Here is a 22616-nt window from a genome sequence, read left to right on the forward strand (position 1 = left end):
GCGTGGTTGCCTTCGGCGGCTTTTCGGTACCAGGTCTCAGCGTCGCCGCTACGCTCACCATGTTCGTCGAACAAGACCCCGAGGCTGTACATCGCTTTCACATGACCAATTTCCGCGGCTTTGCGGTACCAGGTTTCGGCTTCATCGGTTCGGCCGCGTTCGTTGAGTAGGACTCCGAGGTTGCCCATCGCGGTGGCGTTGCCTGTTTCGGCGGCTTTGCGGTACCAGGTTTCGGCTTCATCGAGGTTGCCACGATCGTGAAGTAGTACGCCGAGACTTGACATCGCGGACAAATGGCCGGTGTTGGCGGCTTTGCGGTACCAGGTTTCGGCTTCATCGAGGTTGCCACGATCGTGAAGTAGTACGCCGAGACTTGACATCGCGGACAAATGGCCGGTGTTGGCGGCTTTGCGGTACCAGGTTTCGGCTTCATCGAGGTTGCCACGATCGTGAAGTAGTACGCCGAGACTTGACATCGCGGAAGGATGACTGGTGTCAGCGGAGCGCCGAAACCAAACTTCCGCCTCGCCGACCTCTCCGCGCTCGTCGAGCAATACCCCGAGGCTGAACATCGCCTTCACATGGCCGGTCTCAGCAGCATTTCGATACCAAGTCTCTGCCTCGCCCACGTCACCGCGCTCGTAGAACACGACCCCGAGACTGAACATTGCGGAAGCATTGCCTGTCCCGGCAGATTTTCGATACCAAGTCTCTGCCTCGCCGACCTCGCCGCGCTCGTGAAGCAGGGTCCCGAGATTGACCATTGCGGAAGCATGACCGGTCGCGGCAGATTTTCGATACCAAGTCTCTGCCTCACTGGCTTCGCCGCGCTCATCAAGAATGAGTCCGAGACTGGACATCGCAGCAGCATGGCCGGTTTCCGCTGCTTTCCGATACCAGCTCTCAGCTTCGCGGTCCTCCCCACGCTCATCAAGCAAGCTTCCTAAGCTGTACATCGCGGGCGGATGCCCAGAACTCGCCGCGCGCCGAAATAGTGCGCTTGCCATGGCTGTATTCTCGCGCCAAGAAGCGACGTATCCGACAGCTGTCAAAGTCTCGGGTGTGGCGTTGTGGGTCGCGTTGTGCCAGAAGGACTCCGCGATACGACGTGGTACTCGCTGGTTTTGCCCATCGTCGGCGGCGACAAGGTAGTCGAACGCTCGGTAGCTGAGGGTGTCACCCTCATCGCCATCGCGGTATGTGGTTCGCAGCGCAGCGGCGCGGCCGGCGCCGGGTGGAGGCCGACGTGCTGAAGTGATCGCGGTCTGCACGTCTTTGTCGGTGGCGTCGACATGGGGATGAGTTGTCCGCATGCCACGCACCGTGAGCTGGGCCAGAGTCGACTCGGGTATGGGTTCGGTGCGGCCGATGCGTGCCCAGTCGACTGCGACTGTGATTACAGTATGTAGGAGCGGGTTATCTGCGCGCGCATCGTCATAGCGGTCCAAAAGCTCTGGCGCGCCGGCAAGAACCTCACCTAAACCATGACCGTCAAAGGCTAATTCCGGGTATGTACGCTCGGCGGCGGCGCGCTCCTCAGAGTCATCATCGGTGGAAGCCAACTCGATGAGTAGCGACTGATCGAGCAACATTCGAGTCTCGCGCCGCATCTCACCGTCGCCCCTCAACTGGGCGCGCATCTCTGAACGAAGCGTCGCAACCACCAACGTCCGGCCACGGCGTCGGGTCAGTGCGTCCAATATCGTGGAAGTCAGGTCGCCAGCATTACCGGTTAGATACATGTGCAGGTCATCGAGCCAGACCACCAACGTGTCGCTGCTATCGCTGATTCGGGAGGCTGCGGCCAAGTCCGCGATCAGACCGACAACAGGGCTTACGATCCGCGCGGTCGAGTCATAGGCGTGTACTGCTTCGAACAAGGTGCGGGTCTTGCCAGCTTTTGATGGGCCAACGACTACGACAAGCTGATTCCCTCGGAACGCCTTAGCCAGTCGCGAATCGACCCGGTTGGCAGTGCGAGAGACGTACCTGTCCGCAACCCGGAAGTGTCCCGCCCTACCGAACGGTGAACTGGTAGCACCTAAACGGTAGGGATCCAGCTCAGCAACCGTTGGCAGGTCCCCGTCTCGACCCATGATCTGGACCAGGTCCCTCAGATGCCTCGATGGGGCGTGGTCGCCGACAAGGACTGGACCTTCGAATGTGTTCCCTGAGAGTATCGCCCCGATCGAGGGCATGCCGGGCGCAGAACTGTTGGGCGTCAGCCCCGCGCCGTGGAAGGGTCCACGAATCCTGCATTCACCCCGCTGATCTCTGTCGACCCTGCGATCTGGCTGTTGGCAACCCGCACGCCATCTCCGGTCGAGGATATATCGGAGATCTTCAATGCTGCTGCTACCAAACCCCGCACGTCCACGCCCACCACTACCTGTGGGTCGTGCTGGCGGACAACCTCCAGCACCGCCGCCGCCGCAGCAGCCAACTCGGCGTCCGCCGTAGCCCCCGCATCTACGAGATCCTCTGCCAGCGAAGCCTTCTTCGACTCTGAATCCGGCTTTCGCTCCAACCCTGACACGTCCACGTCGGCATATTTGTGCGAAATCAGGTTCTTCAAACTGGCATATGCGTCATGTACGACTTGCTTTGCTGTGTCGCCTACGCCAGCCACAGCGCCCGCAGCGATCGCCGAAACAACAAGTGCCATCACAGGATCCATTCCACAATCTTGCCACCCAGTAGGTAGCGCTGCTTGTGCTTTGTCGAGATCTAGCACTAGGGGATCGCTGTGCAGTCCGGCTGTGGCTTGAGCTCCCACGCCAACCCTGTTCCAGCCCGACTCGATCAGGCTGGTGCATCGTCGATGGGTGGGTTCGACTCGGGGCCCGTGCGTTTCGGTCTCGTGGCTCGCCCTCGAGGCGCGCCAACTCGCGATCAATCGATCGGCTGACTCGGCGGAGATCTCTTCGTTGGGCTCGTCCGTTCTGGATGCGTAGTGCCGGAGGTACTCGGTGGGACCCACTCGAGGTCCCTGCCGAGCACTTCGTCGGTCGGCGCAGGTCGGGTGGCGGTCCGGGGCGCGAGCCAGATAGTCCGACGCGCACGCCAACCATTGGGGTAGTCTCTCGCGTCGTCGATCAACGCGAAGTAGCGCACTGCGGGCTTGTGGCTGTCAAGCATTTTCGCTGTCCTTCACGGCACTGCCCTTGGCGGCGCTGCTCACGGCACAACGACGCCAACGGCCCGAGATAGATTCGGGCCGTTGATGTGTCGTTGTGCCGGGACTTCGAATATGCGGCTACTGGACCGAACCGGCCAACTTGTCGGCGTACGGAGCGATGAATTTTCCGATGACAGGAAGCTCCGTGCGAGCACCGCCACTGTTGTTCGCTCGGACCATGGCCATGATCCAGACGACGACCGTGAAGATCGAGAGCGCGAGGCTGGCGAGGCTGAAGATGATCCCCAGCGCACCGAGGAGCGAGCCGACGATGCTAAGAACGATGTTGAGCACCGACACCGCCCCGAAGAAGACGACCGATTGCGCGGCATGGAGTTTCACGTCGGGATCGTTCTTGCCGACAAAGAGGAAGACGATCCCGGTGAGCCAGCCCATCGCATAGGACAGGATCGCGCTGGTCTTCTTGTCCAAGCCTGCGGACTGCGGCTGGTGCGGGGGAAGCTGAGAAGATGTCATGCGGCAAGTAAATGCCTCGTCTGCCCCCTACCGATCCCAACTTTCCACCTGAACCCGCAGGTCGCGGCCAGCCGAGGTAGGAGCAGAGCCCAGACCGGGCCGCGGTCACTACCAGCGACGATTGCTGGCAGAGATCTCATCGCCAAGGCTACGATGGTCCCTATGTCCCGCCTCGATCGCATCACCTCTGATCCGCAGATCTGCCATGGTCAGCCGGTAGTGCGCGGACTGCGGATCCCTGTGCGGGACATCCTGGAAATGATGGCTTCGGGCATGAGCACCGAGGAAATCCTCGACGACTACCCAGACCTGGAATCCGACGACCTGCTCGCCGCGCTGGAGTTCGGTGCTATCGCCGCAGGCGGACACACCGTCGTCTCTGTCAGCGCAGCGTGAAGTTCCTGGTCGACGCGCAACTCCCGGCACGGCTCGCACGATTCCTGAATGACGCTGGGCACGATGCGCGGCACACATCGCAGTTGTTCGCAGGAAACCGCACCGCCGACGACCAAGTTGCGAAGATCGCCGACTCCGAGGACCGGGTAGTGGTCTCCAAGGCTGCCGACTTCCGGATCTCACACCAATTGCAGGGCCGGCCCCGCCGCCTTCTGGTCATAGCTATGGGCAACATCAGCAACAACGGTCTACTCGCCGTGTTCGAGACACACCTGGACTCCATCGTGGCAGCGTTCGACGACGCCGACCGCGTCGAGATCCGGCCCACCCAGATCGTGGCCTGGCAGCGGACGACACCGGAACAGGACTAGGAACAAGCGGGACCCTGGAAATGACGAAGAACTCGGACTGGGTGAACCTCGACTCCCGGGACGGGCCGGACGGCCAGCGCGACTTGCGGTGAGCTGATCTCCCGTGTGCGTGGCGACTAGTAGCCTCGGGCTTTGCCGTCCATCCAGGCGATGACGTCCAGGGTGCGAAGGACGCTGATTTGTTCAGTGAGTCCGGCTGCGGCGCGGATGCGGCGAAGGCGCTTGTCGAGTTCGTGGTCGTTATGGCGTAGCGCGATTCTGATCGGCTCCAAGTGCTGATCTCGGGTGCCGAGGACGGCGGCGATGACCGTGTCCCAGATCGGGAGAAGTCGGGGTCGTTTACGGGCGAGCAGTTTGCTGGCGATGGTGCGGCCGACGCCGGGAAGCTGACGGAGCTGGGTGTCGAGTTGCCATGCCGGCCAGGACCGTGTGAGTGGGCCGTGTTCATCGGCGAGGTCGCGGTCCGGTCCGATTTGTGCAAGCAGGTCCGCGAAACGGTCGGCTCGGGTGGCGAGAATTTCCCGCGCGGCCAGTGGTTTGACTTCGACCGACAGGAAGCTCACTGCGATCAGATCGTCGGCGGTGAATCGATCGATACTGTCGGTCGTGTCGCCGGCGGTTTTCCAGCTGTCGAAATAGGCACCGACGTAGCAGCGTCCATCGTCGAGATACGGGTCGCCGTAGTAGCGGCGCAGCGCGGCGATCGCGGCCGCGTCGTCGGCGGTCTGCAGTGCCGAAGGCAGGATCAGAGTCATGATGGCTCGCGGGTGGTGCGCCACACTTGGGCGGTGTCGTAGCCGAGGGCGAGCGACTCCGGTGCGGCCAGATCGTCGGAGACGTCGGGTGGAAGCATCATGGCGGATTGCCTTCCTCGATGGGACCTGAATCGTCCCACCAACAGCGCCCGAGTCGACAGAATGGGGATACTGGTCGGGTGGGTCAATTCGACGGCGGAAAGCCGGTTCTCGTCATTGATGGCTCTCGCTTCGATGACTACGACGAGTTCGCTCGGGAGTTCTCGGCGCTGCTCAACGACTGGACGTGGAACAAGAACCCCGACGCGTTCAATGACATCCTCCGGGGTGGATTCGGCACGCCGGAGGGTGGCTTCGTTCTTCGATGGCTGCATTCGGACAGGTCACGGCAGGCGCTGGGTTGGTCCGAGACAGTCCAGTACCTGGAAGATGTCCTCGCACGTTGCCATCCATCGAACCGTGAGCGCATCAGGGCGGAGGTCGAGGCTGCCCGGCGTCAGGAAGGGCGGACGCTATTCGACTTTCTGGTGGAGATCGTCCAGAGGCATGGTGCGGGTGGGAACGAATCGGAAGACGGTATCGACCTCGAGCTGCTCTGAGTTCGTACGATCGACCCGCTTGCCCGCTCCTCCACATGAGCGGACGATCTATGGCGGGCATTGCATAGAAGCGTCGGCTCACCTCTGGTGCGGCGCCAGGATAGGCACACCTTCCCGCACCGCGTCCCAATCAGCGCCCACCTGGTGCGCCAATGCCCGTGCCAACAGGGTGCGCCGCTGCGCCTGTTCCTGGATCAGGAGGGCAGTATCGAGTTCGATTCCCGCGGGAGCGCCGGTTGCGGCCAGGCGGTCCACCCGCTGCTGCATGAACTCGAACAGTCGATAATCGAAATCCGTTACAGCGTCGATGAATTCGTCTGTGCCGACCGACACCTGACCCGATAGCGGCGCGGTGAAGGCGATTTCACCATCGGGATCGACAGGGAACTGCCAAGCTACGGTGACAGTGTCGACGGGATCGACCGAGCGCCACCACCGCAACACGGGTCCGAAACGGAGATAGCCGGTGTCGATACACCGCTGACTGTGGAAGTCGTAAGCGGCGTCGAGCCGCATGTTGTCCAAGACCTCGTCGGTGTCGACCCACTCTGCGGATCCGGCAGCTACGAATTCCGCCAGATCGTCCGGCACGGGTTCGAGTATGAAGGGCAATGCCTCCAGAATGTCCTCCCACAGTCGGACCACGTAATAACCCACCCACGGCGGCGCCGTTCGGTGACTTTCGCGGGGGAACGAGGCCATCGTCTGCTCGGTATATCTCAACAACTCGATTCCACCCACCTCGAGGCAGAACCAGCCCTCGGTGAGAGCGAACCAGTGCAGATGCTGGCTTCCAGCAGGCCCCCACGGGCAGACCTCGTCGACCGGCAGCAACTCGAACCGAAATCGAATCATGTTTGGATACAACCAGATCGTCCGCAGGCTGACGATCGCTCATCGTCGTGAGTCTTCCGCGCAACGCCACAGCTAGACCTTCTGGGCCGGGCTCGAAGGTAGCTGGCCCCTTCCGGGGGTTCCTGGTGTTTCTTGGTGGGCGGGCGAAGTGCGGGATAAACAAAGAAGACCCCAGACCATTTCGCCTGGCCCGAGGTCTTCTCTATGCTCCCCCATCTGGACTCGAACCAGAAACCTGCCGTTTGAATTGCATTGCACCCCAATGGTTCTCAGCGATTCCCAATAGATCCTTTCGCTTGCGGATTTGTCGTTCAAGGTGCTCCCGTCGCATCTCAACCGTTCCCGCTACTTCTCTTTGAATCCGTGTTGTTTCCGTGTTGTGAGTCGAGTCGGCGAGCGCCGGAGGGCGATGTCGAGTGGGCGCACCCTGCGGAGCTCGACCAGAGCGGGCCAACCTGCCTCCGCACTTCGACGTTACCTACCAGGCGCAGATAATCGAGGTGTGTCCTGCGCTGTGCCCGAGCGGAGTGCGCCGCAGGGCTCCGGCGTGCTCGACGTCGAGTCACGGGGGTGGAGGCATCACCGAGCTGGCGATCTGATGGATGCCCCGCCGCCAGTGCGAACGGTACGACCAGTGGTTTCAAGCGGTCAGGTGACGATCGAAGCCGACGACAAGCTCTCCTTCGCGGGTACTGTGGATCGTCGGCCCCGCGGAGTTCTTAAACTCGGACCGGTCCAGACCCAGAGCGTCGCGACATACCCTTCGGGTGAGGCGCGCGGGAATGGCATTGTGTGCCGAGCTCGGCCAGCTCGCGTCTGCCCGCATTGCCGCCTCACTCCCTGGCGAAGTTGAATTCTGGTCGACCGACCGCGACCGTGTCGTTGTGATGCGGCAACCGAGGCTGCATCTGCCGGGGCATAGGTTGCACAGCCCTTAGAAGGCGCCGTAGTTGAGGCGTAACGAGCTGCCGAGGGGACCTACCAGTGCCATGGTCACCAGTCATTTAGATGCAGATGAGACTCAGTACAGGCTGAGCGCTGGTGTTGCTCGGCTTGCTTGGCGCGCAGTCGGTACCATAACCGGATGGCGTACCCCTACGAAGACTTGGACGACTCGCAGTTCGAGCGGCTAGTCGTCCAATGTAGCCGAAAACTGTTTGGAGCTGGTGTTCAGTCTTTCTCGACTGGGCCAGACGGCGGCCGGGACGCTCGATTCGAGGGGGCTGCTGAGAGGTTTCCAAGCGCAGCAAGTCCTTGGACCGGTATTACCGTAATTCAGGCCAAGCATACTAATGCGATGAACGTTCACTACAGTGATCCGGATTTCAGTGGTGAGACGAAGAGTTCTGTTCTGACAGAGGAGATAATTCGAATCAAGAAATTGGCTGACGATAGTGAGGTCTCCAATTACATTTTGTTTTCCAATAGGAGGCTGGGGGCTAACGCTAGTGCTTCGATTGTGAAGCGAATATCTGAAGGTTCAGGGTTAGAGCGCAAATCCATCTTCCTGGCCGGGGTGGAGTATCTTAATGATCTACTGCGGGAGTTTGTAGACATAATCTCCCTGGCTCGTATCGATCCGATAGACGGACCTTTGCTATTATCAAGCTACGACTTGGCCGAAGTAATTCTCGCTATACGGGACGGATTGTCGGCAGCTAGTGCAAGCTCTGACGCCCATGTTGTTGAGCGTGTTTCGTACGAAAGCAAGAACAAGGTAAACAATATGTCGGCTGATTTTGCCGGACGTCTCCGAAAGCTCTACCTTCCTTATTCTATGCAAATAGGGAACTTCCTAGCGGATCCAGGAAACGCGGAAGCGTTAAGGCAGTATGAAGGGGCGGTTGAGGAATTTCAGCTTAAGATTGTGTCTAAGCGTAGGAATTATCAGACATTTGACGAACTATTCAACTACTTGGTTGACTTCTTGCTGAAGCGAGATGCCGTACTTGCTCGTAATGCGCGACTAGTTAGGACGATGTTATTCTATATGTACTGGCACTGTGACATAGGTGAGTCTGCGGATGCTGCTACCCAATAAGCACTCGCATCCCGATGGAACCGTGCTGGCTGCTGCCACTGAAATTCTTAAGGAGCTAATGCGTAAGCGCATTATTGCCTACTCTGACCTCAAAATGGCAACGGCAAAACGGGCAGATTCTACCGACTACCTATTCACGCCAGCGCTGAGCCTACTCTATGTGCTAGGTCTGGTGGAATACTTGCCCAAAATAGACTCGTTCGAGTATACGGGGAAATGATGAAGCTATCGCGACTTTACTCAAACCACCCACAGGCGTTTCGTGGTATAGACTTCAAAGAAGGCTTCAATGTTGTACTCGCGGAAATTCGCGTACCGGAAAATCGAGAACTAGACACTCATAACTTGGGCAAGACGACAGTTGGTGAATTGCTGGACTTCTGCCTGCTGAAGTCGAAATCTGGTAGCTTCTTCCTCTTTAGGCACGAGGTTGTCTTCCATGACTATACTTTCTACCTCGAAGTCGAGCTCGATGACGGTACCTATCTGAATATTGCCAGGTCTGTTACGCCAGGAACGAAGATTGAGCTGAAGCGAGGACCTGAGAAGGTTGCCGATGCGTCGGCACTGGCGCCAGGCGAGTGGGATCATATCGGACTTCCTCTGGACCGTGCGAAGAAGATAGTGGATGGTATTCTTGCTATCGACGCACTCCGCCCCTGGGGTTATAGAAAGCTCATTGGCTATCTAATTCGTTCCCAGCGGGACTATCTTGATGTATTTCAATTGGGAAAATTCTCGGGATCGCACGCGGACTGGAAACCATTCGTAGCGCATCTTCTAGGGATGAGTGCCGAGACGGTAGTCAACCTCTACAGTAAACGTGACGAGCTTGGTGACGAAAGAGCCCGACTATCCACATTGTTGCAGGAGTGGGGAGGAGAGGATGCTGATCCTTCGGTTCTTGACGGATTGATCTCTGTGAAAAGGCGTGCAGTTGAGGAAAAGTCTCACACCCTGGAGTCTTTCGACTTTGGCGCGGAGGATCAGCGTGCGACCGCTGAAGTGGTCGAGAGAACCGAGTCGCGGATTGTCGCCCTGAATGAAGAGCGTTACCGAATTGCTCAGCTGATAGTGCGACTTAGTGAGTCGATCGAGAGCGAGGCTGTAATGTTCCGAACGGCCGATTCGGAACGTCTCTTTAATGAGGCTGGCGTCGTTTTCGGGGATCAACTAAAAAGGGACTATGAGCAGCTTGTCGCGTTCAACCGGGCGATTACGCAAGAACGTCGAGCTGCGCTTAAGCAGCAGCTTGCCGACGCTGAGCGCAGGACGACTGAAATCGACGATGAGTTGCCGAGGCTGAACTTTGAGCGATCGCGCTCATTGGAATATCTACGGAACTCGGAGTCGCTTTCTAAGTACAAAGAGATCTCCCGGGAGTTTACTGTTATTCAAGCGGACTTGAAACAGCTTGAATCTCAGCGCGCAGCTGCTACAAGGCTGATCGAGCTTAGGCGACAAGTACGGCTCCTTGAAGAGGAGTACAGCAGGGTTCAAGATGACACGGAGACTGAGCTGGTCGCTATTAGTCAAGATGAGGGCAGTCACTTCGGCCGTTTGCGTAGATACTTCACTGAAATCATTCACGACGTATTGGGGCAAAATGCTATCCTCGCGATCAGAATAAATTCGAATGGTGGGTTGGATTTCGTTGCTGAATTTGTGGGAGAATCTGGCATCGCAACAAGTGGTGATCGTGGAACTTCCTATAAAAAGCTGCTCTGCATCGCATTTGATCTAGCCGTTCTGCGGTCTTACGCGTCGGTTCCTTTCGCGCGTTTTGTATATCATGATGGTGCATTGGAGCAGCTTGAGCCACGTAAGCGGGCTAAGCTGATAAAGGTATTCCGGCAGTATGCTGAATACGGTATCCAGTCAATTATTTCGGCGCTGGATAGTGATCTGCCAGAACCTGTCGACTCATCTATCACCGCGATATCCGAGCGAGAGGTCGTTCTGGTCTTACATGACGAAGGCGACGCCGGTCGACTATTTCAAATGCCATCATGGTAGAACGTGGTGGCCAGCGAGCCACATGATCGTGTTACTCGCGTGGCGACGGTATCCTGATCGACATCAACAGTGTTGCAATACTGCGTCTTTGGAATCGAGCACTAAGGTTTCGTCGCATTCTAGATTGGTGTACGTGCCTGTCGAAGCGCTACAGCAAACCATCAACTCCGAGCTTGCAGACCACCGCGCAGAACACCAGAGACGACAAGCTCTGACGCTCTCGCAACGACATCGGGAGGAGCGCGCATACCTCGAATTCACACTGACGGCCGAGAACTTCGGTAACGACGAGTATTTCGAACTGGATACCGACCAGCAGATTCGCCGAACAGAACTAGGGTCTATATGCGACCGGGCTGACAGGACCCGGTTCTATTGACCGCTGTGATGCACCAACGCCGCAGGGCGATTCGACCACTACGTCACTACGTACACCAACAACTCGCGCACGGACAGCGCTGTTGATCAACTAATTAAGATTCACAGCAAATAGCTTGTGGCACTTGTCATTGTGCTACGCGCGAGGCTCAAAATAGTGCTTCGCCCTGAGACGATCCGATGGGTGTCGGACGCATGGCCGCTATGTCGCAGGTTCGCGCCCGGGGCGGGATACGCAAACATGGGCAACCGAAAAATGCCTGGTTATCGCAGATCCTATCCGATCTGACACCAGCGGTCCGCCGGTACGGATGACGAATAGTTCGAGGTGGCCGAGCGTCCGACTTGGAGTTCTTGCTCTCATATTTTGGCATAAGTCTTCAGCCCGGCGACCTGTTGCACATGCGTGGTGAAGTGTGGTTTGCGGCGCGCCGGTCAGAGTGGGATCATTTGGTCCGTGGCCTGACTTGAGCCCAATCCTGTGATCTGCCGGAGACTGGGGGTGGGCTCGCCGTTCGATTTGGTGAAATTTAGACGTTGAACGAAGGCATCGATGCTAGCGTCTTGCCACTTTGATTTCGAGGTCGCCAACACGATCTGGTCCGCTCCGAGTACCTGCGCAGCGCGCAGCCTCTTGGTAATGGCGAGTTCACGCTTCTTCTTGTCGCCTAACGTATCACTGTTTTTGACCTCGGCGATCAGGAGTTGCCGGTCGACCAGAGCCAACAAATCGGTCTCAACCAAGTCTACGAATTCGAACTCATACGTGTCCGCGAAGCTGTGCTGTGTGCCTTCACGCAAATGCTTGGACAGCAGCAAGGGGTAGTGGCCGTTGTCTCGGATCAACATTCGGGCGGTGGGATGTAGATCGTAGTACCAGCGGGGTTCGTCGATTGGTTCGCACCACCGGTGCCAGGTGAGTGGGCCAGCCTGGCGACAACGCGGGCATGTGATTACGGTGGCCAGATCATCAATCGGGACGAACGAGCGGTGCGTACAGCTGGGACAGCGCAGAATGAGCCCGCGGTGCAGGAGACCGGCGGTAAGTAGGTCATCGACTAGATCGCGCGCTTCAACCTCAGATGAGCAAGCGCTCAGATTCATGATCCCTGAGAACGTGAGATAGGTCTCATCGCTCATTGTCCAGCCCTGTCCGTCCGGGTAGGTGGCGGCTGACCTCTTCGATACGACAAACTCTTGCAGCGCCCGCGCGATGGGCCCGGACACCAGATCGACCAAAGCCCTTCTGCTTCCCAGCAACCGCGCGAGGATGTCGGCATGTCCTCCTGCTGGCGAGGGCCTCGTCGTCAGTCCATGCAAGTCACCACGGGACTTGGCCCAACTGTCCAGCGCGGGGAACCGCAATTTGGGTCGAGCCAACTGCCATTCCACCGTCGCTCCACCGCTGATGAACGACCACCGGCGGGCCTCGTACGAGATACCGGATCGACCCGATCGATACCATGTCAAGTGCGGGTTCTCATCGTCGGCTATCAAGTCTTTCGGAGCAAGGACTGAAACACCAACCAGCGCGCTCTGGTTAGGGATGGTCACATCAACCTGCCAATTCAGGCCTTGCACCTGGCTGAGTAGGGCATCGGAAAGTTTCGGCACCGGCGGCAGAGCCTGCAGAACGATCGTGCCATTGTCGCTGGTCACCGCACTCGACCACTGGCTAGAGTAGTCCTCAACCAGAGCCAGATGCTTCTTGTTGAAGCGTATATGGGCGATCGACTCATGCTCGATCGACTGCATCGGGGGGTCGTTGAGAATTGGTACACCCCCACTCCACATTCGCGGCGGCCGATGAGCATACTTTTCAGCCATTGTTTTGACCTCCTCTAGTGGGAGTGAAGTCGAGGTGAACACCAATTCCTTGGCGTCGGCGTTGACGGCGCTGGTGAAAATGTCCAGGCCCACGAGACATGCGCTCTGTGACCGCTGCCACCAATCGAGCGGCACCCACCTGCCCTCGCCATAGATGCGATCCCACAACATGGCCCACGCGAAATCGTTGGCGGAGTCGCCGAAAACAACGACTGCGCATGCTCGCGGTCCAGCACCAAATTCGTGTGCCCAGCCCAGTCCGACCTCCGTGCGTGAAAAATCCGTTGGCCGGCCCGCCGCATCAGAGCTGGTCACGCCGTCCAGAGGGTAAGTCTTGGCCGACAGAATCGCGCTTATCGCGGCGCGCTCGTCGGCCGGGGTGACAGGTTTCGGGACCGCTTCGGGGCGTTGATGCGCCCCCCAGGCCGCCGCAGCCGCAACACCTAAGTGACCGCCGAGTGTGTTCGCCGCACCGATCGATAGCACATCAGTGCCGGGGGCGACACCCTCGATGTCGGCTATCGCGGTCAAGGGCGAGCCTGGGCCATTGCGGTAGTGGGCCAGTCGCAGGTCTGCGTGCCCTGGTTCCAAGAGTGATTGTGCGCGGGGCGACCGGTAGTCCGCGCACCGTCGAGAAAGGGACCGGCAAGCGTTCTCGCACTGGTCTTCGGCAGGGGCACCAGTTCGGCTCTGCGCCGACCGTAGAAAGTCGGGCAATCTGACGATGTAGTCCGGGTCGTACTCGCGAAGCAACTCCACAAGGCTTGGATGCACGCGCCCGTCATGATGAGGAAGAACGACGAATCCCGACCCTCCCCAAGTGGACGAAGCTAGGTGAATTGCATTGCGCACGTGGGTATCCCAGTATGCCTTCCCCGGAACGACGATTGCGACCCGGGGGGCGCGGAGATTCATCTGCGCGACTTCTTGCGTGATCATCACGCAGCTATTGTCCGCCCTCACTGTCGTCCGCCCACGAAAGTGTGACCCTATTCGGCAAGAGGCAGGCCACCCGTCTGCCGATGTGCGGCACTCGCTACCTGTCGACCAGCGCCTGCTCGCGCTTCCTGATCTCCATGTAACCAGAACGGAACCCGCCATGGCTACTACACAATCGCCCGTCATCGCACCGGTCGGCCAGGTTCGTCGGCCACCGTTGGACCGCCAATCCGGTGTGGTGACGACCGTGACCGCAGTGCTGGCCGGGGAACAGCAGATCGCGCTTGACGTCGTCGGGGCCGGGACCATTGAGGCGCGGATCATGGTTCGGTGGGGTCGGGTGGCGATGACTTTTACTGCGGCGGAACAGGTTCAGAGGATGTTGGGGCTGTTTGGGTTGGCGCGTCAGGCGATGGTCGGCGTGGTCGAGCGGGTGCCGATGCCCGTGGTGGAGGATCCGGTTTCCGATGTCGCAGTGTTGGCCGCGATCACCTGGACGCATACGCCGACCGGGGCCGCGTCAGTGGAGCGGATGTATCACCTGGGGATGCGTCGCACGATCAGCTTCGTCGCACTGACCATTGGGCCGGTGGCGTTCCACATCCTCGATCGGGCTGGTCTCGATAGCGCGATGAAGGCGCTTGTGCGCGCGCATCAGCTGTCGGTGACCGTCTACGCAGACGGTCACCGCTTCGCCGACGACCCCAACGTCGCTGCGTGGGAACGTAGTAGTCGGCGAGTTCTGAAACCCCACGGCAACGGTTGGTCTTACCGATGACGGTGTCATTGAATCGCTCACCGGCGCGGCGCTAGCTGGATTCGGTGCGTTTCGGTGATCAGCGAGGGATACGCGGTTCGAACCAAGGTCGCAGTTCGGAGGGAACTCGATGACGGACGCCGGCACACCTGAACTGGCTGACACCGCTGCTGTTTCGGATCTGGATCTGTGCGGTACTCCGCTGTCTCCCGCCGACTCTGAGATCGGCGCAGAGCGGGACGCGCAAAAGCCCTTGGCTGCTGGCGATGACGTTGTCAGCGCCGCCCAGATCCTCGTGAGTTATCTGTGGAACAGCGAATACGAGGGCAGCGGTGAAACCCAGCGTGGCCATATTTGGCAGCAGTTGCGGACTCTGACGCGCTGGCTGACCTCCTCGCCCGGGGAGTGACCGCAACTTCCCGCGCCACCAGCGACCTAGGTGCGGTCGACGTCGTCGACAGCACCTAGCGCCGCTACGGCCACGCGCAGACCCTCGACCGCTCCCTGTGGATGCGAGCTGGCGAGATCCTCACATTCCTTGTCTACCAACGAATTACGCGTCGGCGATGCCAGCTCGGCCGCTGACCTGATCATGTCAATCCGAAGGAGTTTGTCGTGTCGTTGCCTTCCTCTGTTCGTCATGCCGAGTTGGGTGATCTGGTCGCGTTGCTGAATCGTCAGCAAGCCGCCAAGGTCGACGTTGTTGTACCCGGCTCATCGTTGCGGGCACGCGGTGGATTGCTCGAACTGTCCGGCGTCGCACCGGTGATGGACGAGCGTGGCGTCACACTCACCGACGGGGCCTATCTGCCCACGGCGGTCGCTGACACTCAGTTGGCGACCAAGCTCAAGATCCCGGCCGGCTATCTGAAGTGGTTGCGCGAGCAGCAACGCACCGATCTCTACGACGCGAACGTCAACGGGCTATTGCACGGCCACGATGACCCCCGCTTGCGGGTTGATGAACAGGAGCGGTCATTTCTGTTGCGGCTGTTCACTTCTGGTGAGACCGGCGAGGCTGGGGTGCTGCGGGCATTCCTGTCTGATCGGTACGGCATCATCGACAACCTCGACGTGCTGACCGCGGTGCTGGACGGCATCAAAGCCGCCGATGCCGAGGTCGTGGTGCGGTCGGCGGACTTGAGCGAGTCCTCGATGCACTGCAAGGTGTATTCGCCGAAGGTCTCCGCGTTGGCGCCGACGTTTCTGCGCAACTATCGGAACCCGTTCGCCCATCCTGAGTTCGAGGCCGAACGACGCAGAGTCGCAGGCGATCTGGACCGGGGACGGCGGTTGGCGGCTCGTGACGGTCAGGGGTATCGGTCCGGGCGTGAGCCGGTGGTGTTCGCAGGGGTCCGCTTCTCCAATTCCGAGGTCGGCCATCACGCGGTGACGTTGAAACCCGAACTGGTAGTGAAGATTTGCGGTAACGGGCTGACCATCCCGTTGCTCGCTTACACGAAACGACACCTCGGTGATCGCCTCGACATCGGCGCCGTCGACACCTGGTCGCACGACACCTACCGCAAGCGGCTGGCGGTGATCACCGCCGAAACCCGCGACAAGGTCACCGAATGGCTCTCGCCGGAGTTCCTCACCGCACGAGTCGGTGAACTGGAACGCCACGCCGGAACCCCGGTGGGTCAACCGGACAAGGCGATCGAGGTCTTGGCGGGAAAGCTGGGTTTCAGCGAGGACGAACGTGCCGGGATCTTGTCGCATTTCATTGCCGCTGGGCAGCTTACGGCGGCGGGGATCGCGAACGCGGTCACCAGCTTCTCCCAAACGATTCCCGACTCCGACCGCGCGGACGCACTCGATGACCTCGCACTGAAAGCCATAACCCTCGTGTGAACGCGCCGGCCTGCGGCGTCGTTGACCAACCCTGCTCGCTTGCCCCATCCACCGTGGGCACCTCACAGGATCTGTCCACGCCCAAGACTTTTCGGAGGTTCTCCCATGACCGACTCGGTGACCCGTCTCGAATTCGACCTGGCCGTCCATTACGGCATCGCCGGCCCCTCGGCCGACCTGACAGCCACCACGATCGCGCAGTGGCGTGAGCGTGATCCGGGTTGGAAAGCCAAGCACTGGGCCTACACCGACCCCGACAACTACGGCGCCCGCAGGTTGCGCCCGATCAACGTCACCACTCGTGCCGCGGTCGCGGACTGACACCGCTGACCGGTCCCGCGATCGAATCCATGCTCGCCATCGAAGGCAGGCACCGACACCGTGCAATCGGTCGGTGCCTGCCTTCCTCACCATTCAGGAGGACTTACGATGACCCCCGACACCACCACCGATCCCGCAATCCCTGAACCTGACAACACCGCAACGCACGGCGCCCGCCCCAGGAACGCAGTGGCAGTCTTCCGTGACCCGCACACTCTCATCACCGACAACAACGTGCGCGAAACGTTCAACCTCGACGACTTTCCCGAGCTCGCCGACTCGATCGCCGAACACGGAGTCCTGACACCCATCACCGCCTACGGCCACCCCGACGACCTCACCGCGACAGTCCGCGACGGGCAGCTCCGCACTTTGACCGCGATGGCTGTCGGGATCGAGCAGGTCCCGGTTTGGTTGATCGAACCCGACGAGGCGCTCGCCGCGAAAGATGGCGAGATCTCACGGATCCTGACGCAGATCACGGTCAACGATCGTCGGATCGCGCTCACCGACGGTGACCGTGCCGCCGGAATCGCGTTGGCTCTCGAGCTCGGAGCGTCGGTTACCCGTGTCGGCAAAGCACTGCAGACCAAACGCGACGAGATCAAGCAGGCCGGCAAGATCGGTGCCTCTGCTACGGCCCGCAAAGCTGTCGACGACGGTCAGCTCGACTTCGATCAGGCTGCGATCCTGGCCGAGTACGAAAACGTGGGCGACGCCGACGCGGTGCGGCAGCTACTCGACACCGACCGCGGGTACTTCAGCTACGAAGCGCGACTGATCGCCAACGATCGTGCCGAACGGCGTACCTACTTCACCGCGGTGTTGCCATGGGCCGAGGCCGGATTCGGCGTGCTGCACGACTACCCGGACTGCGGTGGTTCCGACCCGGTACTTATACACGCGAACGATCTGGTCGACGTCAACGGTGACACGATCGACATCGATAATCTCGGGGCCGACGCGGGCTGGTTGGTGTGGATCGAACAGGCGAGCACTCCGTTGACCGTCGAACGCGATACCGGTGCAATCGTCGACGCGGCCACCGTCGACTGGAACACCGAACACGATCCCGACCGCGAACCCGCCGACGGGTTACGCCACGCTCGCGAAGTCACCCAACACGATCGCTGGCAGGCCGACTACTTCCTGCCCGCCGACCAACTCGACGCCGCGGGTCTGCGACTGGTCAGCGACCTGCCCGACGCCGAACCCACCGACAACCCCGACAGAGAAACCGACGACGCTCTGGCGCGTGAGGAGCTCGCCGCACGACGAGCCGAAGCCGAGGTCGAAGCGGCCGCGCGACGCGAGCAGGAGCGGTTGGCCGCACGGCGGGTCCGTGAACTCAACAAGCAGGGGCTCGCCGCGATGGAGGTACGTCGGGAGTTCGTCACCCGGCTCCTCGCTCGTAAGACTCTGCCGCCGGAGGCTTCGAAGTTCATCGCCGAAGCATTGGTGGCAGAGCCCGCAGTGCTCGGTGAGTACAACGCCTTCGAGACTGCGGCCGAGTTGCTCGGCGGTAAGGGAACTTGGCGGCGCGAGCTCCAACAGGTGGTCGAGACGGCGAAACCGGCACGCTGCCAGGTCATCGTCCTCGGACTCGTTCTCGGCGCCCACGAAAAGCGAGCCGTCAAAGATTCCTGGCGGTACAGCGACACCGGTGTGAGCCGCTACCTGCGGTTCCTTCAGCAAGTAGGCCACGAACTCGTCCCCGTCGAACTCGCAGCAGTCGGCGACCTCGACTACGAACACATCGACATCGACACCCCCGTCAGCGAGCCCGAAGCAAACGCAGCCTGACCGCACCGCGAGGCGGCCGAGTCAATTTGTTGCACCAGGGATCTCGGCTTGTTCTGTCCGCCGAAGACGAAAGGAACTCTGTTGTGGAAGCCAGCGACGAAATCAGCAGCCCGGAGTTCGATGAATTCGACGCCAACTCGGCCGCCACCGAGAACAACGTCCCGCGCCTGCGCGTCGATGACGCCGGCGAGTTGATCGCGGCGATACCCGCGATGCTCGGATTCGTTCCCACCCGGTCGTTGGTCATGGCGTTGCTCAGCGCCGACGCCACACCAGAAGGTGCGCAGTCGATTCGGGCGGTAATGCGGTTCGACATCGACGACGCCGCCGACCCGGCCGGAGTGCAGCACCTCGCGGCCGTGGTCGAAGCGGTGTGCCTGCGCGAGAACCTGACCTCGACCATGCTGGTGGCCGTCGATGACCGGCCGAACGCGTCGACGATCGCCGAGGACGTTCTGCACCACCTCAACCAGGTGGGGATCGAACCCAGTTACGCCTGGTGGGCGGAGGCGATCGTTACCGGTGCCGAATACAAGGACCTGTTGGCGCTCGATCGCGGCGGTCGGGTCGATGACCCTCACGCGTCGACGGTGGCGTTCGCGTATGTCCTCGAAGGCAACCAGATCTACGGTTCCCGCGACGAACTCGCCGACCTACTTACCCCGAACGCTGACCTCGCTGCCCAAATGCAGCCACACATCGGCGGTGCCGCTGACCGCTACCGCGACAACATCGCCGAGGGGAACGACGCAGAACACGGCAACGCTTTCCGACGCGATGCCATCGAGTGGTTGCTCGCCCAGATCAGCGCTGGCGACCCAACGTCGCTCACGGCTGAGGATCTCGCCACGATCGTCGCACTCCTGCGCGACAGGATCGTCCGCGACATCATGTTCGGTCTCGCCGGTACCGAACACCGCGGTACAGCGGAAGCCCTGTGGCGACAGATCGCGTCCGCAACCGAGGGCTCGGATCATGCTGCGGTCGCAACCCTTTTCGGCTACAGCGCTTATCACCACGGCGACACCGTCGTAGCCGCCATCGCGATCACCGCAGCCCTGCAGGCCGACCCCAACCACGTGATGGCGAACCTGCTCGACCACGCGCTACGCGATTGCATTCGACCAGACCAGATCCGACGGATGGCCGTCACCGGACGCAAGATCGCGGCGGCACTCGGCATCGACATCGCCACGACCGTCTAACCCTGTGGCGGCGCGAGGCCGATACGCAGCAGGGCGGTGAGCCAATAGCGGTCGCGGCGGTTCCTCACTGATACACCGCGCGCGTCGACCACCGCAGTTACCGGGTTCGCCGCCGTTGGATCCGTTCCGGCGAACACAGCAGCCGCGCAGTCGCATTGCGCTGGCACGTGCCGCATTCACTGTCAATCACCTACCCACGGAAGGCTTCGCCATGTTCGGTGAAACGAATATGCAGATCATAGGAAATCTCTGTTCCGACCTCGAGCTGACCTACACACCAGCAGGTGTGGCGGTAGCGCACTTCACCGTCGCGTCCACACCCCGCTACCGCGACCCCAAGACCGGCGAGTGGCGCGACAAGGATCCACTGTTCCTGCGCTGCAACCTGTGGCGCGAGGCCGCGGAAAATGCCGCAGCCTCATTGTCCAAAGGCTCGAGGGTGATCCTGATGGCCAGGCTCAAACAGCGCAGCTACCAAACCCGCGATGGCGAGCAACGCACCGTGTTCGAACTCGACATCGACGAGATCGGCCCGAGCTTGCGCTGGGCCCGCGCGACCCTCACCCGCACCACCGGAGGACGCCAAAACGCCTGCAGCGGCACAGGTTTCGGCCAACGCAACGGCATCCGTGCGGGAGAACATGACAGCAGCGGTGGCGCCGTCACCGACAGTCGCGAACAGGACGATCCGTGGTCGAAGCACAGCCCGGCCCCAGACACCGAGGACTCCGGCGGCGACGAACCCTGGGCTACCCCGATATTCGCCGGCGCCGTAGCGGGGGCATTGGGTGGTGAACCCGACTTCTAGCGGTGTTGCCCGGTCTTCTCCGTCCCGCCGGTCTGTGATCGGGTCGGCGGGGCGGGGTCCGGGGTGACGGTCTGGGGTGGACCCAGCCGCTCGAGGGCTACCAGGCCAGCGCGCGCCACGGCTACGGGCCCGCGCCCGGCGGAAACGAGCACCCCGCGCCCGAACCAGCCGCGGCCACCGGTTCGGCCGGTCAGCGCGGGGAACTCGCCCCCGCACGCAGTGGCGCGTTCCCTCCGTCGTGTCGCCCGCTGGCCTGGTCGGTAGCCCTCGGCTGGGCCCACCCCAGCCCGGCACCCCTCGTTGTGCGAAAAGCATGGCAGTTCCAGCGCGCTCGGGTGCCGTCGCATCTCTCGACCACGTCAGGAGTTCCGCTGTGTCCACTACCGCTGCCATCGAATCGGTTGTGCCCGATACGAATCTGTTCATCGATGCGATCGCCGACATCCGAGATACGTTCTTCACCCTCGACCGCGACCACCGCGGCGCACTCGAAGCATTGCCCGCCGCGCTGGCGTTGGCGACCGAGCACGATTGGAAGCTGCTCGACTACATGGTCGAGGTCTTCACCCTCTTTCCACTCGACGCCGCACTGAGCCGGCTCACCTCCCGGTTCAAAACCGCCGACGACCTCGAGCGGCTCCGGATGCTCGAATTGGTGCCCGACACCGACCCCGGCCTACACAGCCACGAAGCCGCCGACCTGGCTGGCATCCTCGAAGCCCGAGCGCGCCGCAACAACTCCACCGTCGCCGACGAGTTCGCCAAACTGCACGCCCAACTTCAGACCGCTGAAATGCCACGCCAGTCGATCCGACTGTGGCGCAACCCGTCCTCACGCCTGGTCGTGCCAGCAACCCGACGCATCGATGCCTCCCGCCTCACCCCGACCCAGCTGCGCACACGCGTCCTCGCTCGCAGGAAACGACGCCCGGCTGAAATCGAACCGTCGCAGGTGTCCGACTACGTCCGCGAGAACCTGTTCGTCGACACCGAAGTCGACGACCAAGGCCGTCTGCGTCGTCGACTCGCCGAACTCGCTGTCCGCGGCATCGTCATCGGCAACCGAGCTCCCCGCGGCTGGACACCGCGCCGCCCAGGCGAGTTGCCGCCACGCCCCGCCGACCTCGCCTCCGCGATCTGGGATCACGAATACTGCCTCTACGTTGCCGATCAACACGACCACGCCCACGCCGTCGCCGGGGCAGCGGCAACGTCACAGGAAGACTCCGTCGCCTGGGCCGCGCAGCGCACCGGACTACACGGCCGCGCCGACCGCCGCGACACCTTCCTGTTCCAGGGCAACGGCCTCGACGATTTCCGGACAGCCATGGCTCCCACCTTGGGGTGGCGGTGTGTGTCCTGCTTCGTCGAACGCTCCCACACCGACCGCCATCCGATTCATTCCCGCGACAACGCCTTCCGCAGCGACGACGGGTTGTGTGACTACTGCCGCAGCGACAACCATCCCGGGCTGCCCGCGCTGGCGGCCGGATTCACGTTCGCTGATCTGGCGACGGCGTACTGCCGGTTCTTCGCCGAGCACTACCCGGACGCTGCGCGCGGGCTGCTCGCTGAGGTTCGGCGTCGCGCACCCGAGTGGCTCACCGCCACCATCGATGGGTTCCTGCTCGAACACCCCGAGTTGCCCGGCGCACCGGAGCCGGCCGCCGCCGAACAGGAGTCCGCGACGGCGTCTGCGCGTCCGCGACGCCGTCGCGAGCGTGCCTTGCCGCCCGGCCTGCGTCAGGCCCGGTGTGAAGGGTGCACCGAGTACAAGCCCATTCACGACGACGGCTTCTGCACCGTGTGCCGTGTCTGGCTCGAACTCGAGGTCCCCGCACCCCGGGAGCATCGCGTCCCCGCCTGATCGACCCGTCGTTGTTCGGTGCGCGGCTGGGAGGCCACTTGGTGCCCCAGCCGCACACCCTCACCAACCGATCTCACCATCGCCCGCAACCTCACCGTGCCCATAGCTCCCTGCCCGTACCCGTGCCACTCCGACGCACCGCATCCACGCACCCTCACTCTCCACCACC

21 protein-coding genes are annotated in these 22616 nt (G+C 61.3%); 14 read left to right on the forward strand and 7 right to left on the reverse strand.

Going from position 1 to position 22616, the window contains the following annotated elements:
• The 3 genes from ACFW6D_RS22210 to ACFW6D_RS22220 all read right to left on the reverse strand — a co-directional run.
• Window positions 1-1880, reverse strand: a 1880-nt coding sequence (locus ACFW6D_RS22210; RefSeq protein ID WP_379330956.1) for a tetratricopeptide repeat protein, incomplete at its 3' end; no start/stop codon positions are given.
• A 341-nt stretch (window positions 1881-2221) separates the two neighbouring features.
• Entirely contained in the window at window positions 2222-2677 is a 456-nt protein-coding gene (locus ACFW6D_RS22215; protein WP_379330958.1) for a hypothetical protein, read from the reverse strand.
• Between the two features lie 579 nt (window positions 2678-3256).
• On the reverse strand, window positions 3257-3655 hold the full coding sequence (locus ACFW6D_RS22220) for a DUF4870 domain-containing protein (RefSeq protein ID WP_379330960.1): 399 nt from the start codon (window positions 3653-3655) through the stop codon (window positions 3257-3259).
• A 162-nt stretch (window positions 3656-3817) separates the two neighbouring features.
• Here ACFW6D_RS22220 and ACFW6D_RS22225 point away from each other — a divergent pair, with 162 nt between their 5' ends.
• Window positions 3818-4051, forward strand: a complete 234-nt coding sequence (locus ACFW6D_RS22225; RefSeq protein WP_379330962.1) for a DUF433 domain-containing protein — start codon at window positions 3818-3820, stop codon at window positions 4049-4051.
• A complete protein-coding gene (locus ACFW6D_RS22230; RefSeq protein ID WP_379330964.1) occupies window positions 4048-4422 on the forward strand; it encodes a DUF5615 family PIN-like protein in 375 nt (124 codons plus the stop codon). Before ACFW6D_RS22225 ends, ACFW6D_RS22230 begins: the two co-directional genes overlap by 4 nt.
• A 116-nt stretch (window positions 4423-4538) precedes the next feature.
• Here the strand turns inward: ACFW6D_RS22230 and ACFW6D_RS22235 are convergent, their stop codons facing one another.
• On the reverse strand, window positions 4539-5177 hold the full coding sequence (locus ACFW6D_RS22235; RefSeq protein ID WP_379330966.1) for a DUF6308 family protein: 639 nt from the start codon (window positions 5175-5177) through the stop codon (window positions 4539-4541).
• A 179-nt stretch (window positions 5178-5356) separates the two neighbouring features.
• Between ACFW6D_RS22235 and ACFW6D_RS22240 the strand changes: the two genes are divergently transcribed.
• Window positions 5357-5776: a barstar family protein gene (locus ACFW6D_RS22240; RefSeq protein WP_379330968.1), complete on the forward strand. Its 420-nt coding sequence runs from the start codon at window positions 5357-5359 to the stop codon at window positions 5774-5776.
• Between the two features lie 78 nt (window positions 5777-5854).
• Here ACFW6D_RS22240 and ACFW6D_RS22245 read toward each other — a convergent pair whose 3' ends face one another.
• Window positions 5855-6631: a DUF5984 family protein gene (locus ACFW6D_RS22245; protein WP_379330970.1), complete on the reverse strand. Its 777-nt coding sequence runs from the start codon at window positions 6629-6631 to the stop codon at window positions 5855-5857.
• A gap of 1084 nt (window positions 6632-7715) precedes the next feature.
• Between ACFW6D_RS22245 and ACFW6D_RS22250 the strand changes: the two genes are divergently transcribed.
• Genes ACFW6D_RS22250 through ACFW6D_RS22260 form a run of 3 tightly spaced genes read left to right on the forward strand, consistent with a single transcriptional unit; the run spans window position 7716 to window position 10688 of the window.
• Window positions 7716-8672, forward strand: coding sequence for an ABC-three component system protein (locus tag ACFW6D_RS22250; protein WP_379330972.1), 957 nt, complete (start codon window positions 7716-7718; stop codon window positions 8670-8672).
• Window positions 8644-8892: an ABC-three component system middle component 8 gene (locus ACFW6D_RS22255; RefSeq protein WP_379330974.1), complete on the forward strand. Its 249-nt coding sequence runs from the start codon at window positions 8644-8646 to the stop codon at window positions 8890-8892. Before ACFW6D_RS22250 ends, ACFW6D_RS22255 begins: the two co-directional genes overlap by 29 nt.
• A complete protein-coding gene (locus ACFW6D_RS22260) occupies window positions 8889-10688 on the forward strand; it encodes a DUF2326 domain-containing protein (protein WP_379330976.1) in 1800 nt (599 codons plus the stop codon). Before ACFW6D_RS22255 ends, ACFW6D_RS22260 begins: the two co-directional genes overlap by 4 nt.
• Before the next feature lie 813 nt (window positions 10689-11501).
• Here ACFW6D_RS22260 and ACFW6D_RS22265 read toward each other — a convergent pair.
• On the reverse strand, window positions 11502-13424 hold the full coding sequence (locus tag ACFW6D_RS22265; protein ID WP_379330978.1) for a hypothetical protein: 1923 nt from the start codon (window positions 13422-13424) through the stop codon (window positions 11502-11504).
• A gap of 655 nt (window positions 13425-14079) precedes the next feature.
• Between ACFW6D_RS22265 and ACFW6D_RS22270 the strand changes: the two genes are divergently transcribed.
• On the forward strand, window positions 14080-14610 hold the full coding sequence (locus ACFW6D_RS22270) for a hypothetical protein (protein ID WP_379330980.1): 531 nt from the start codon (window positions 14080-14082) through the stop codon (window positions 14608-14610).
• A gap of 109 nt (window positions 14611-14719) precedes the next feature.
• Window positions 14720-14998, forward strand: a complete 279-nt coding sequence (locus tag ACFW6D_RS22275) for a hypothetical protein (protein ID WP_379330982.1) — start codon at window positions 14720-14722, stop codon at window positions 14996-14998.
• A 26-nt stretch (window positions 14999-15024) separates the two neighbouring features.
• Here the strand turns inward: ACFW6D_RS22275 and ACFW6D_RS22280 are convergent, their stop codons facing one another.
• Window positions 15025-15183, reverse strand: coding sequence for a hypothetical protein (locus ACFW6D_RS22280; RefSeq protein ID WP_379330984.1), 159 nt, complete (start codon window positions 15181-15183; stop codon window positions 15025-15027).
• Window positions 15184-15204: 21 nt separating this feature from the next.
• Here ACFW6D_RS22280 and ACFW6D_RS22285 point away from each other — a divergent pair, with 21 nt between their 5' ends.
• From ACFW6D_RS22285 to ACFW6D_RS22310, 6 genes are all read left to right on the forward strand, one after another.
• On the forward strand, window positions 15205-16443 hold the full coding sequence (locus ACFW6D_RS22285; protein ID WP_379330985.1) for a hypothetical protein: 1239 nt from the start codon (window positions 15205-15207) through the stop codon (window positions 16441-16443).
• A 105-nt stretch (window positions 16444-16548) separates the two neighbouring features.
• The gene (locus ACFW6D_RS22290) at window positions 16549-16764 is read left to right on the forward strand and encodes a hypothetical protein (RefSeq protein ID WP_379330987.1); all 216 of its coding nucleotides are present in this window, start codon (window positions 16549-16551) and stop codon (window positions 16762-16764) included.
• 108 nt (window positions 16765-16872) lie between these two features.
• The gene (locus tag ACFW6D_RS22295; RefSeq protein ID WP_379330989.1) at window positions 16873-18567 is read left to right on the forward strand and encodes a ParB/RepB/Spo0J family partition protein; all 1695 of its coding nucleotides are present in this window, start codon (window positions 16873-16875) and stop codon (window positions 18565-18567) included.
• An 83-nt stretch (window positions 18568-18650) separates the two neighbouring features.
• Window positions 18651-19772 (forward strand): DUF4192 domain-containing protein, encoded by a 1122-nt coding sequence (locus tag ACFW6D_RS22300; protein WP_379330991.1) that lies wholly within the window; start codon window positions 18651-18653, stop codon window positions 19770-19772.
• Between the two features lie 211 nt (window positions 19773-19983).
• On the forward strand, window positions 19984-20580 hold the full coding sequence (locus tag ACFW6D_RS22305; protein ID WP_379330993.1) for a single-stranded DNA-binding protein: 597 nt from the start codon (window positions 19984-19986) through the stop codon (window positions 20578-20580).
• A 373-nt stretch (window positions 20581-20953) separates the two neighbouring features.
• A complete protein-coding gene (locus ACFW6D_RS22310) occupies window positions 20954-22447 on the forward strand; it encodes a hypothetical protein (RefSeq protein ID WP_379330995.1) in 1494 nt (497 codons plus the stop codon).
• Window positions 22448-22616: the final 169 nt, after the last annotated feature.

It is taken from the genome of Nocardia sp. NPDC058705 (genome assembly GCF_042749305.1).
Lineage (GTDB): Bacteria > Actinomycetota > Actinomycetes > Mycobacteriales > Mycobacteriaceae > Nocardia.

Bases quoted from the DNA above. Each gene is read 5' to 3' on its own strand.
- ACFW6D_RS22215 (WP_379330958.1), bottom strand. From the start codon at position 2,677: ATGGATCCTGTGATGGCACTTGTTGTTTCGGCGATCGCTGCGGGCGCT.
- ACFW6D_RS22220 (WP_379330960.1), bottom strand. From the start codon at position 3,655: ATGACATCTTCTCAGCTTCCCCCGCACCAGCCGCAGTCCGCAGGCTTG.
- ACFW6D_RS22225 (WP_379330962.1), top strand. From the start codon at position 3,818: ATGTCCCGCCTCGATCGCATCACCTCTGATCCGCAGATCTGCCATGGT.
- ACFW6D_RS22235 (WP_379330966.1), bottom strand. From the start codon at position 5,177: ATGACTCTGATCCTGCCTTCGGCACTGCAGACCGCCGACGACGCGGCC.
- ACFW6D_RS22245 (WP_379330970.1), bottom strand. From the start codon at position 6,631: ATGATTCGATTTCGGTTCGAGTTGCTGCCGGTCGACGAGGTCTGCCCG.
- ACFW6D_RS22250 (WP_379330972.1), top strand. From the start codon at position 7,716: ATGGCGTACCCCTACGAAGACTTGGACGACTCGCAGTTCGAGCGGCTA.
- ACFW6D_RS22260 (WP_379330976.1), top strand. From the start codon at position 8,889: ATGATGAAGCTATCGCGACTTTACTCAAACCACCCACAGGCGTTTCGT.
- ACFW6D_RS22275 (WP_379330982.1), top strand. From the start codon at position 14,720: ATGACGGACGCCGGCACACCTGAACTGGCTGACACCGCTGCTGTTTCG.
- ACFW6D_RS22280 (WP_379330984.1), bottom strand. From the start codon at position 15,183: ATGATCAGGTCAGCGGCCGAGCTGGCATCGCCGACGCGTAATTCGTTG.
- ACFW6D_RS22290 (WP_379330987.1), top strand. From the start codon at position 16,549: ATGACCGACTCGGTGACCCGTCTCGAATTCGACCTGGCCGTCCATTAC.
- ACFW6D_RS22295 (WP_379330989.1), top strand. From the start codon at position 16,873: ATGACCCCCGACACCACCACCGATCCCGCAATCCCTGAACCTGACAAC.
- ACFW6D_RS22305 (WP_379330993.1), top strand. From the start codon at position 19,984: ATGTTCGGTGAAACGAATATGCAGATCATAGGAAATCTCTGTTCCGAC.